This window comes from Chitinivorax sp. B (assembly GCF_005503445.1).
GTDB lineage: Bacteria > Pseudomonadota > Gammaproteobacteria > Burkholderiales > SCOH01 > Chitinivorax.
This window is the reverse complement of the sequence record NZ_SCOH01000004.1, coordinates 27,386-39,671: the sequence shown is the minus strand read 5'-3', so window position 1 is coordinate 39,671 and position 12,286 is coordinate 27,386. Positions and strand designations below refer to the sequence as shown.

The window sequence follows — 12,286 nt, the reverse complement described above, 5'->3', positions numbered from 1 at the left end:
ATCGCTGACATCGGCCAGCAGCGCCAAGGTGTGGGTGGCATACAAGTAATCAGTCGTTCACTTTAGACGGGATGAGCAGCAAGCGGTATTGGGCCGCATCTGCTCTACCTTGGTATCTCAGATAAAAATATCAGAACAATCAGCCGGTACATCGGCCTTCATCCCGCTGTCGTGTGGCAGCGTCATTGATCGTTTCGGGAGGACTGCATGCATTTTCCATTCAAACTGAATCTGTTGATTTCGGCATGTGTGCTATGGGCCACAACGGCTCAGGGTGCGGCTGTAGAACCGGTTTTGGAGCTAGCCAGAAAGGAAAAGTCAGTATTGCTGGATAGTTTGAAGGACCTGGTTTCAATCGAATCCGGCAGTCGCGATCTGGAGGGTTTGGACAGACTGGCCATGCATATTGCCAGCAAACTGACCGCATTGGGGGGCACGGTCGACATGCTGGATGCCAATGCTGATGTGTACCGGATGGAAGACACGCCGGATCAGTTGGGCAAAATGGTCAAGGCCACCTTCACAGGTAAAGGCAGCAAGAAGATTCTGATGATTGCTCATATGGATACCGTTTATCAGCCTGGCCAATTAGCGCAACAGCCATTCCGGATAGACGGCGACAAAGCTTACGGCTTGGGTATCTCGGATGATAAACAAGGTATTGCAGTGATCATGCACACGATTTCAATCCTGAATTCGTTGCGATTCCAGGATTATGGCACCTTAACGGTACTGATCAATGCTGACGAGGAGTTGAGTTCGCCCGGATCGCGCAACATGATTGCGAAGCTGGGGGCCGAACATGATGTCGTACTCTCGTTTGAAGCCACACGCGCTGCGTCCGACAAGCTGGAGCTGGCAACCAGTGGTATTGCCTCGGCCAATCTAGTGGTTCGAGGTAAGGCTTCTCATGCGGGGGCAGCACCGGAACAGGGGGTCAATGCACTGTATGAGTTGTCTCATCAGATATTGCAGATGCGAGATTTGTCCGATCCGGCCAATGGGGTGAAAGTGAATTGGACTATCGCTAACGCAGGCCTGACTCGTAATGTCATTCCTGCAGGGGCGAAAGCTTCGGCTGATGTACGTGTATTGAAGGTGGAAGACTACGACAAGGTTGAACAAACACTGCGTGAACGGGTGAAAAAGCAGCTATTACCTGACGCCAAGGTTGAGTTGAATTTTGAGCGTCGTCGCCCTCCGTTGGAGTTGTCGCAAGCCACGCGGGATTTGGCAGGCCATGCCAAATCCATTTATCAGGAATTGGGTAAGAATTTGGTGATTGACCTGGAAGCTCATGGCGGTGGTACGGATGCGGCGTTTGCCGCGCTCAAAACCAAAGCACCAGTGTTGGAACGTATGGGGTTACAGGGTTATGGCGCCCATACAGCCGACGCGGAATATATCCTAGTGAGCTCAATTGAACCACGTCTGTATCTGGTAACGCGATTGATCATGGATGTCGCACAGGGTAAGTAAGGCCAATTGATCGGTTGAACGGATGAGCCGGCCCGATTGGGCCGGTTACCGATCAACGAGGTGTGGGAGTGAATTTGAACTCGGACACGATGATTTCAACCTCCTTGCTATTCTTGGGCGGTTTGCCTTGGAATAGCCAAAGGTTCATGTGAACAGGTAGTGGTTTTTGTGGTACCAGTCGCTTGTAATCAATTGGGTTGAATAACCATCGGCTCATCTCATATAGGTTTCCATCTTGGTGGCCGTGTAACGACTGGTAAGCCACCTGACGTGACGTCCAATTGAAACGATGTGTGCTGTAATCGCCATTCAGGCGGACATCGAAGGTACGTGAGGAATGCCGCAAGCCGGCAACAGCGGGATAGACGGTATAGTTGCCCATCGGATTGGCTGCACTGCCCCAGCGCGCAAATTCGATGTCGATCTCGTTGGTGGCATCAGGTCCTACATCTGGCCGGGTGTAATTGAACAGACCCAGGACCACGTTATCGTCAAACAGATCTGGTCGTCCGATCAGCTTGAACTGATAGGTACCAAACCCAAGACGTTGTGGTAGGAATAGTTCGGCGGCACGCCATTGGCCGTTTCGATAAGATATTTTCAGATGCAGGTGGCCCTGCGAATCTACCCAGACATTGTTTTCATCCCAGCGATTGGGGCCGGGGCCGCCTGTGGCGGCATTGCGTACCTCCCATGTATAACCGGAGAAATTGATCGTTTTGGCATGACCCATAGCGATGGTTAAGCTAGTAACCAGTACCAAGCCTGTCAAATAGCGTGTTTTCATCAGGGGCCTCCTTGTCATGACAGGTGCATTGTGCTGATGAAGCCTGATGATTTGTGTACGCCTGATTACTTATTATCTGGTTCAAGACATATTGGATGAACGCAATGTGATTGAATCACCTTGTCGCTCAAGTAGGTGACGAGCTGGATTGCATACTGTTCAGGTCATGCTGGCCGGCGTAAACCAATAATTGGGGTTGGTAAGTGGTGTGTCAGGTGGGAGCAGCGGATTCTTGAGTTCAATGATGCGACGGTGACCAACGGCCAGCTCATCAATGTTGGGTTTGAAATGGTCCTTCAGCAATTGCCGATACTCGCCAGTTTCGATCAATTTGTTCAATCCTCGTTCAACGGCTTGGGCGCGTTCGGTATCGTCGAGGTGGAAAAAATAGTAAAACGCAGATGGGTAATGCAGCACGATGTGCCGATCCAGCTCGATTCCCTTGTTACGGTGGCGGGCTAACTCGGGCAGTACTTCGATCACCGATCTCGGAAATACGTCGATCAGATTGTCACGCAACCATTCGAACAGGCTTTCATAACGTTGTAGATCCTGCACGGTCAAATTGTTGGCACGCAGAATACCTGTATCCGGCCAGTCATGACCTTGGCCAAAAATCAATCTACGCAGGTTGGAAACGTCCTGCACATTGGCCAGGATATCTTGCCGTTCATAATGCAAAAGACAAACCCGCCAACCAATCAGGCCTTGGTAGATGGGGATGCGTACTGCCCGCAAGCGCTGTTCACGTTCCACCGAAGTGGCTGACCAGACAATATTGACCATTCCGCCTTGCTCCAGCTCGTTCAAAGCTCGCCCTTGCGGCATGCGTACTGGTGACGGGCGATAATCGAACGGTATGCTGGCTGCAGTCAATGCCGCTTTCAGTAATACCGCAGGGTATTGTGTGCGCGGGTCGGATTCATGCTCGGGTGGTGGTGGAATGAAGGTCAGCATCGTATGGTTTTTGTCGTAATGGTTGGCGAGCCGGTGGAACCCATGAATAATCTCACTATACGAAAAACCTGCATGGCCTGCCGGGCGCTGTGGTTTGCTGTTATCACTGGCGTGGCAGGCAGGTACGTTACCGCTAGTCGCTTATCGACATGAAAGCCCATAATGAAGATTGCAATTCTGCTTGATCCACTCGACAGCCTGAAAATCTACAAAGATTCGACTTTTGCCATGATGAAAGAGGCAGCCGACCGTGGTCATGAGATTCATGTGCTGTTGCAGCATGAATTGTTTGTATGTGATGGCAAGGTGCAGGCTACGATCCGTCAGCTGCATCTAACTGGGGACGAAACGCATTGGTATCGTCTGGCGCCCACTCTGGAGCGGCCGCTAAGTGATTTTGATGCGGTGCTGATGCGTAAAGACCCTCCATTTGATACGGAGTACCTCTATACCACCCACCTGCTGGAGCTGGCGCAGTTGCAAGGTGCCCGGGTGTTCAATAATCCGCGTGCGTTGCGCGACTACAACGAGAAGCTGGCCATTCTCCGTTTCCCTGAATTCATTACACCAACCTTGGTGACGCGTGAACCAGATCAGATCCGGGCATTTCTTGCGCTGCATGGTGACATCATTCTCAAGCCACTGGATGGTATGGGGGGCATGGGCATCTTTCGTCTGACACAGTCGGACCCGAATCTGGGCAGCATCTTGGAGACCCAACTGCAGCAAGGGACGCGGACCGTGATGGTGCAACGTTTCATCCCTGAAATTGTTCGTGGTGACAAGCGGATTCTGTTGATTGATGGTGAAGCAGTCCCATATTGCTTGGCACGCATCCCCAAACAAGGTGAGACCCGCGGCAATCTGGCCGCTGGTGGTCGTGGTGTGGCGCAACCTCTGTCTGACAAGGACTGGGAAATCGCCCGCGCACTAGGGCCGCATTTGAAGACAGAAGGCCTGTTGCTGGTAGGGCTGGATGTAATTGGTGACTGCCTGACTGAAGTCAATGTCACCAGCCCTACCTGCTTCCAGGAAATCACACAACAAATGGGCTTTGATGTGGCAAGTATGTTTATCGATGGTTTGGAAAGGGCGGTGGCATGAGTTCCTGGGCGACAACTATCAGCCGTTGTCTGGCTGGATTGGCGCTGGTGCTGTTGGCAGCATGTTCGAAAGAGCCATATAAGCAGGAAAGTTTCGTATTGGGTACCCGCGTCGAAATTGCCATTCTGGATGAGGATGAAGTCAAGGCAAAGCAAGCTGCTGCGGCCGTATTGGCGGATTTGGACAAACTGCATCGGCGTTTTCATGCATGGCAGCCTTCCGAGATTACCCAACTGAACGAAGCTTTTGCCCGTGGCGCGCAGCCCCAACCGGCTGAGGCAGATTTGTTGCAACTATTGCGCGATGCTCGTCGTTTCGAGGCTTGGTCGAATGGTTTGTTCAATCCGGCCATGGGTGGTTTGATCAAGGCCTGGGGTTTTCATGCCGATACGTTCGAATCCAAATTACCTGATGACGCCGAGATCAAGCGCCTGCTCGCGACCAAGCCCAGCTTGCAGTCACTGGCCATTGGCGACCAATCAGTCGCCAGTCATAACAGTGCGAATCAACTGGATCTGGGTGGCATTGCCAAAGGTTGGGCGCTTGATCGCGAGGTGGCCATGTTACGAAAGATGGGCATCAAGAGTGCTTTACTGAACCTTGGCGGTAATGTCATTGCGATTGGTAAGAAAGGGGATGATGCCTGGGTCGTGGGGATTCAACATCCGAGCCAGAATGGCCCCATTGCGACAGTTGAGTTGCGGGATGGCGAAGCGATCGGTACGTCGGGGGATTATCAACGTTATTTCGAACTGTTTGGCAAACGCTACCACCATTTGATCGATCCACGAACCGGATATCCAGCTCAAGGTATGCAGGCTGCCACGGTTCTGGTACAAGCCGGATCGCAGGCAGGCCTGCTCTCCGATATTGTCACCAAACCACTGTTTATTGGTGGGCCAGCCAGCGCACGTGATTTCATCACCCAGTTTCAGGTAGCGGATGTGTTGATGATCGACGCCAAGGGTAAGGTGTATGCAAGTGATAGCATGCTGAAACGATTGAAATGGGCTGATGAACAACCTGAAGTGGCCAAGTTGCCATAAAACGAGCACCTCTTCTGCTGTTGTGCACAAACGCGTAGAATCAGTCAATTGTGCGGTGCCGCTTAAGCTTGGCGCAGCACGCCCGCCAAGGCTGAATACAGGGTGGAGCCAGTCGACCAAGACTGCGAAACTGCCATGTCTTCCAATTGTAAAGACATGGTTTTCATGTTGAACCGTCAGTTTGGCCTAGGCGGATTTCAATACGCTGTGATCTGGATTAACTAATGGTTGGTTTGTTACTGATAACACATGACGAGTTGGGCAGCAGCCTAATCTCGTGCGTCAAACACATTCTTGGGCCTGATTTGCCTGGCGTGGCTGCTATGGCCATCAGCAAGCAGGATGACCCGGCGGATGCACTGGCGCGCGCGCGCAATATGCTGCGGGAACTAGATGAGGGCGATGGGGTCCTGATCATGTCCGATATTTTCGGCGGTACGCCCAGCAATATTGCTTGTCGGCTGATTGAAGCCGGCCGCATCGAAGCCATTGCTGGTGTCAGCCTTCCAATGTTGGTGCGGGCCATCACTTATCGCAATGCGACATTGGATATCACCGTCAGCAAGGCCATCACGGGTGGTCTGGAAGGGGTGCGATACGTCTTGCCAGGGGAATGCAATGCTGCAACGTGATATTGAAATCATCAACAAGCTGGGTTTGCATGCGCGCGCATCTAGCAAGCTGACGCAAACAGCAGCCCGATTCAAAAGCGATGTGTTCATCTCGCGTAATGGCCGCCGGGTCAACGCCAAAAGTATCATGGGCGTGATGATGTTGGCTGCAGGGCGCGGTAGCGTGATACAGCTGGAGGTGGAGGGGGCTGACGAGGCAGATGCGTTGGCAGCATTGGAGGCCTTGATCAATGATAAATTCGGTGAGGGTGAGTAATCACCTCTGGGCTGCAAGCGGGTTTCGCTTCCGTGAAACTTGCGCTGGCAACGCCTAAACTGATGGGTAACGCATAATTCAGATATGGGAGCGAATGGCTGAATGGGGATCTCGCTGCACGGCATCGGCGTTGTAGGAGGAATTGCGATTGGACATGCGCATTTGATGTCGCATGAAGAAATCGATGTTGCTCACTATGAAATTCCCGCTGACCAGGTGCCAGCCGAGCAAGTCCGTTTTGACAAGGCCATTCGTGCTACCCGTAAGGAACTCGAGATGCTATGGGGCAGCATCCCGGAGAATGCGCCAGCTGAGTTGGGTTCCTTTTTGTCCCTGCATATCATGATCCTTAACGACAACACATTGTCACGTGAGCCGCGTGTGTTGATCGAAGAGCAGCGCTGTAATGCCGAATGGGCATTGAAGCAGCAATTGGACATGTTGCTTGCCCAGTTTGACGAGATTGAAGAAGAATATCTCCGTGAGCGTCGTGCTGATGTGATGCAGGTTACCGAGCGAATCTTCAAGGCACTGGCTGGCCAGCCCGGTTCCAATGGCCTGCTGGTACCTGTCGCCAAGAATAGCATCCTGGTCGCGCATGAGCTGAGTCCGGCAGACATGGTGTTGTTCAAGGATCACCAGTTTGCTGCTTTTGTCACGGACGTTGGCGGCGCTACTTCACATACTGCGATTGTGGCGCGTAGTCTTGATATGCCGGCCGTGTTGGCGTTGCACCATGCCCATGAGCTGATTCAGGAAGGTGAGCTGCTGATCGTCGATGGTATTCAAGGCGTAGTCATCGTCGATCCTGATGACAAGATCCTTGCCGAATACAAGAAACGGCAAACATCTTGGATACAAGAACGTAAACGACTGAAAGGCCTGAAGGGTAAGGTACCGACAACCAAGGATGGGGTGGCGGTCGAGTTGCTGTCCAACATCGAGTTGCCTTCCGATCTTGATCAGGTACGTGCCAATGGTGCAACTGGCGTGGGTCTGTTCCGTTCGGAGTTCCTGTTTCTGGGCCGCGATGAAATGCCTTGCGAGGACGAGCAGTTTGAAGCCTATCGGGCAGTGGCGGAAGAAATGGGTACATTACCCACCACAATTCGTACACTCGACTTAGGGGCTGACAAGATACCCAAATGGCAAAAGGACGATGCAAGCATCAATCCGGCGCTGGGCTTGTGCGGCATTCGCTTATGTTTGGCCGAACCACAGATGTTCCGTACTCAACTGCGTGCACTGCTGCGGGCATCACACTATGGTAACCTGCAATTGCTGGTGCCCATGCTGATCTCGATCACCGAGTTGTCGCAGACGCTGATGCACATCGAATTGGCCAAACAAAGCCTGACTGACGAAGGTATTCCATTCAACAGGAACATTCGTGTTGGTGCGATGGTGGAGACGCCTGCCGCCGTTGTGATGATTTCCAGTTTCCTGAAGTACGTGGATTTCATCTCGATCGGTACGAATGACCTGATCCAATATACTTTGGCCATTGATCGGGGTGACGATGCCGTCGCGCATTTGTATGAACCGGTCCACCCGGCTGTGTTGCATTTGATCCATCAAACCATCAAGGCGGCGGATCGGGTGGGTGTGCCGGTGTCGGTTTGTGGTGAAATGGCGGGCGATCATCACCTGACACGCTTGTTGTTGGGCCTGGGACTGCGCAAATTCTCGATGCATCCGGCACATCTGCTGGATGTGAAGCAAAAAGTGTTGAACACTGATCTGATTGAAATTCAGCAGCACATCAATCGCATGTTGAAGGCAGAAGATTCTGACAAGATGCGTTATCTGCTCGACCAGCTTAATGCCATGTAAGGCAGATCGTATTTCCCCAAATGGTTCCTGACGCAATTCCTTTCGAACAGGTGCGCCGTGTACTGGTGGTCAAGTTACGCCATCACGGTGATGTACTGTTGACTTCTCCTGTTTTATCAGTGCTCAAGGCACATTATCCGCATCTTGAAATCGATGCATTGGTTTACAGCGATACAGCCCCGATGTTGGCTGATCATCCGGCACTCAGTCAGTTGTATGTCACGTTACGGAAAGGCGCTGGTGTTGTTGCTGAGTGGAAGCTATTTCAAGCGCTACGTAGTCGACATTATGATTTGCTGATTCATCTTACCGACAGCAGTCGCGGTGCCTGGTTGGCACGCTTGCTGGGTGTGCGTTGGGCAGTGGCAGGGCAAGCCAACAAACCGACATTCTGGAAGCAGAGTTTCACCCATCTTTACCCCATTATTGGTGGAAACCGTCGCCATACCGTCGAGATTCATCTGGATGCATTGCGTCGTATCGGTTTGTATCCTGATCTGGATGAGCGTCGTTTGGTATTGGTACCAGGACTGGCGGCCGAGGACAAAGTGGGTGGATGGTTAAGACAACAAGGGCTGACGCCAAAATCATTTGTGCAGATTCATCCGGCTTCGCGGTGGTGGTTCAAGTGCTGGCCTGCCGAGCACATGGCTGAGCTGATTGATCAGTTGACCGCTGCCGGGCAAACCATTGTGTTGACAGGTGCGCCGGATGATAAAGAACGTGCGCTTGTCGCTGACATTGAAAGCCGGTTGAAACGGCCAGTCCTGAATCTGGTAGGACAGCTCAATCTCAAGGAATTGGCAGCATTGACTGCCCAGGCCCGCCTGTTTATTGGAATGGACTCAGTGCCAATGCATATTGCTGCGGCGATGCAGACCCCGACAGTGGCGTTGTTCGGGCCTAGTGGCGATATCGAGTGGGCGCCATGGCAAGTGGCGGCACAGGTGCTGACATCTGATCATCCCTGTCGGCCATGTGGTAAGGATGGCTGTGGCGGTGGTAAGCGGAGTGAATGTTTGGAGGCCATTCCAGTGGAACGGGTAGCCAAGGTCGCTCAGCAATGGCTGACCGATCGTTAAAGGCACCATGTTGGGGCACATCAGAGAAAAGTGATATGCTCACGCCCTGTTTGCGATGAAATCGCAAATATATTGCCACGCATCTTGTTGATTCTCAGTTGATTCCTGATTTTGCCTACATGAATACTGTCCCTCACATTGCTTTGATCCGTCAGAAATACAATGCAGCTGGTGGTGCGGAACGTTTTGTGTCACGTGCTATTGCGGCCTTGTCGGTGAGCGGTGCCAAAGTGACATTGTTGACACGAAAGTGGGAAAAATTGGAAGGCATGACAGCGATTCGTGTCAATCCTTTCTATGTGGGTAATGTCTGGCGAGATTGGGGATTTGCACGTGCTGTGGCAAAGGCGCAACACGGACAAGGCTTTGACCTGGTGCAATCACATGAGCGGTTGATCGCATGTGATGTCTACCGGGCAGGTGATGGTGTGCATCGCGAATGGTTACGCCAGCGGCGGCAGGTACTGTCGCCATTGGGGCGGTTGAGCCTCTGGTTGAATCCCTATCATCATTATGTACTGCACGCCGAAACGGCGATGTTTACCAGTCCACGACTCAAGGCTGTGATTTGCAATTCGCAAATGGTTGCGGATGAAATCCGGCGAGATTTCAATCTGTCGCCACAAAAGCTGCGGGTCATCTACAGCGGGATTGATTGTCGGCAATTCAATCCGGGTCTACGCAGACAGCATCGTGCTGTGGTACGTCAACAGCTTGGCGTGGATGAGGGTACGCCATTATTTGTCTATGTCGGTTCAGGTTTTGAGCGCAAAGGGGTTGCACCTGCACTAAAGGCACTTGCGGCACTAAAAGACAATGCCCAACTGGTCATTGTTGGTCACGACAAAAATACCAAGTGTTATCAGGCATTGGCGCAACAGTTACAAATTGCCGATCACTGTCATTTTGTTGGTGCCCAGCGCGATGTCAAACCTTATTATGCAGCGGCCGACGCGTTGCTGTTGCCAACCCTGTACGATCCTTTCCCGAATGTGGTACTGGAGGCCATGGCCTGTGGTCTGCCTGTTGTCACCAGCCGTAAATGTGGTGCGGCAGAGTTGATTGAGGAGGGTAAGCAAGGATTTGTGCGTGATGCATTGGATATCGAAGGTCTTGCGGATGCCCTTCGGCAATTGACCAATCCAGTGTTGGCGGCCCAGATGGGGGCTTCAGCCCGCCAGCTTGTCGAAACCATGACCCCAGAGAAAATGGCTGCCGAGATGACCGCCCTGTATCGGGAGCTTCTCCACAATACATCATGCTGAATCAAGCCGGATCAGCGCTGGCTGCAAACATAGGCCGTGCCAGTTGCTTCCGGTATAATCCGCCGATTATTCAGACCGTTGGTACGGCATGTCCGATCCCATATCCAAACAAAACAGCCGTGAACTGTACTTCCGCCTGCTAGGTTATGCAAAGCCTTACTGGAAGATTTTTACCATCTCACTGGTGGCCATGCTGGTGGCTTCAGGTACTGAAGCGGCATTCACGTCTCTAATGAAACCCCTGGTGGACGAAAATTTCGTTCACGCCAAACGCAATACCGATTTGTATATGCTGCCGGCCACCATCATCGGTTTGTACCTGTTGCGTGCTGTTGCCACGTTTCTCAACGACTATTGTTCCAGTTGGCTTTCCACCCGAATCGTAACTGACTTGCGTTATGAAATGTTCGATCGGCTGTTGAACTTGCCAGTTCGCTATTTCGACGACCAAGGCTCAGGCCGCTTGATGACGCGTATCACCAATGATGTCAACAATGTGACGCAGGCAGGTTTCAATGTCATGACCGTCACCATTCGTGATGGCAGTTTGATCATTGGCCTGCTGGGTCTGATGTTGTTTACGGACTGGCAGCTGACCTTGGTTTGTTTCTTGATCATCCCTGTGGTGGCCATCAGCATTCGCATTACTGCAAAGCGTTTGCGGGGATTGTCTCATGGCCAGCAACAGGTGACGGGTGAAGTAACACAGGTGTTGCAAGAAGCCATCGAAGGCCAGCGCATCGTCAAAATCTTTGGCGGACAGCAATATGAGCGTTCGCGTTTCATGGTGCTGGCAGACAAATTGCGTCGCTTTGGCGTGAAGCAGACCGCAGCATCGTCTGCGAATACGGGGATAACCCAGTTCATGATCGCAGTGGCACTGGCGGTGATCATTTATTTTGCCAGCACTCGCGCAGCGGGGGGGAGCTTTACGGCAGGTAGCTTCGTCGCTTTCATGGGGGCGATGGCTGCGCTGTTTGCACCACTCAAACGAATCACCGGCGTTGCTGATGCATTGCAACGCGGTCTGGCTGCTGCCGAATCGGTGTTCGAGTTGATTGATGCGGAACCGGAAACAGATCAGGGTCAGCATGTGATCCAGCGTGCCAAGGGGCAGATCGAATTCAGAAATGTCGGCTTTACCTATCGTGAAGGCGATCGCCCGGCACTGTCGAACATCACGTTGACCATCCGCCCTGGTCAAACTGTGGCGGTGGTGGGTGGGTCAGGCAGTGGTAAGACAACGCTGGTTAATTTGTTACCCAAGTTTTATCACGCTACCGAAGGTGAAATCTGGTTGGACAGTCAGCCTATGGCCGACATTGACTTGAAGAGCTTGCGCAGCAATATCTCGCTGGTATCACAGGATGTGGTGCTGTTCAACGATACTGTGGCCGCCAATATTGCTTATGGCCGCGAAGACGTGTCACGAGAAAAGATCCTGAAGGCCGCCGAGATGGCATACGCCCGTGATTTCATAGAACAGATGCCGAATGGCTTTGATACGGTGATCGGTGAGAAGGGTACTCGTTTATCTGGTGGGCAACGTCAGCGTTTGGCCATTGCCCGTGCTCTGCTCAAGGATGCGCCAATTCTGATTCTGGATGAGGCGACCTCAGCGTTGGATACGCAATCTGAGCGTCAAGTCCAAGCTGCGCTTGAGCGTTTGATGCAAAATCGCACCACGATCGTCATCGCACACCGTCTGTCGACGGTTGAAAAGGCGGATCGTATCGTGGTGATGAATCAGGGACAGATCATTGAAGTGGGAACCCATGCGGAGCTCCTGAAGTTCGGAGGGCATTATGCGCTGCTATACCAAATGCAGTTTCGTGAGCCTTGAGT

Annotated in this window: 11 protein-coding genes; 9 read left to right on the top strand and 2 right to left on the bottom strand. The window is 52.3% G+C overall.

Going from position 1 to position 12,286, the window contains the following annotated elements:
* The first annotated feature begins 207 nt into the window (after positions 1-207).
* Positions 208-1,479, top strand: a complete 1,272-nt coding sequence (locus FFS57_RS03830; protein WP_137936443.1) for a M20/M25/M40 family metallo-hydrolase — start codon at positions 208-210, stop codon at positions 1,477-1,479.
* Positions 1,480-1,531: 52 nt separating this feature from the next.
* Here FFS57_RS03830 and FFS57_RS03825 read toward each other — a convergent pair whose 3' ends face one another.
* On the bottom strand, positions 1,532-2,266 hold the full coding sequence (locus FFS57_RS03825; protein WP_137936442.1) for a glycoside hydrolase family 16 protein: 735 nt from the start codon (positions 2,264-2,266) through the stop codon (positions 1,532-1,534).
* 159 nt (positions 2,267-2,425) lie between these two features.
* Positions 2,426-3,223 (bottom strand): transporter substrate-binding domain-containing protein, encoded by a 798-nt coding sequence (locus FFS57_RS03820; RefSeq protein ID WP_137936441.1) that lies wholly within the window; start codon positions 3,221-3,223, stop codon positions 2,426-2,428.
* Between the two features lie 162 nt (positions 3,224-3,385).
* Between FFS57_RS03820 and gshB the strand changes: the two genes are divergently transcribed.
* The 8 genes from gshB to msbA all read left to right on the top strand — a co-directional run bounded on the left by gshB (position 3,386) and on the right by msbA (position 12,284).
* Positions 3,386-4,327 (top strand): glutathione synthase, encoded by a 942-nt coding sequence (gshB, locus tag FFS57_RS03815; protein ID WP_137936440.1) that lies wholly within the window; start codon positions 3,386-3,388, stop codon positions 4,325-4,327.
* Positions 4,324-5,373 (top strand): FAD:protein FMN transferase, encoded by a 1,050-nt coding sequence (locus tag FFS57_RS03810; protein ID WP_137936439.1) that lies wholly within the window; start codon positions 4,324-4,326, stop codon positions 5,371-5,373. The genes gshB and FFS57_RS03810 overlap by 4 nt, the downstream gene beginning before the upstream one ends.
* A gap of 224 nt (positions 5,374-5,597) precedes the next feature.
* Positions 5,598-6,005, top strand: coding sequence for a PTS sugar transporter subunit IIA (locus tag FFS57_RS03805; protein WP_137936438.1), 408 nt, complete (start codon positions 5,598-5,600; stop codon positions 6,003-6,005).
* Entirely contained in the window at positions 5,992-6,261 is a 270-nt protein-coding gene (locus FFS57_RS03800) for an HPr family phosphocarrier protein (RefSeq protein WP_137936437.1), read from the top strand. Before FFS57_RS03805 ends, FFS57_RS03800 begins: the two co-directional genes overlap by 14 nt.
* 102 nt (positions 6,262-6,363) lie before the next feature.
* Complete coding sequence (gene ptsP, locus FFS57_RS03795; protein ID WP_137936436.1) at positions 6,364-8,094, top strand: phosphoenolpyruvate--protein phosphotransferase; 1,731 nt, start codon at positions 6,364-6,366, stop codon at positions 8,092-8,094.
* Between the two features lie 20 nt (positions 8,095-8,114).
* Positions 8,115-9,176, top strand: a complete 1,062-nt coding sequence (gene rfaQ / locus FFS57_RS03790) for a putative lipopolysaccharide heptosyltransferase III (RefSeq protein ID WP_137936435.1) — start codon at positions 8,115-8,117, stop codon at positions 9,174-9,176.
* A gap of 119 nt (positions 9,177-9,295) precedes the next feature.
* Positions 9,296-10,441, top strand: a complete 1,146-nt coding sequence (locus tag FFS57_RS03785; RefSeq protein WP_137936434.1) for a glycosyltransferase family 4 protein — start codon at positions 9,296-9,298, stop codon at positions 10,439-10,441.
* 88 nt (positions 10,442-10,529) lie between these two features.
* The gene (gene msbA / locus FFS57_RS03780; protein ID WP_137936433.1) at positions 10,530-12,284 is read left to right on the top strand and encodes a lipid A export permease/ATP-binding protein MsbA; all 1,755 of its coding nucleotides are present in this window, start codon (positions 10,530-10,532) and stop codon (positions 12,282-12,284) included.
* Positions 12,285-12,286: the final 2 nt, after the last annotated feature.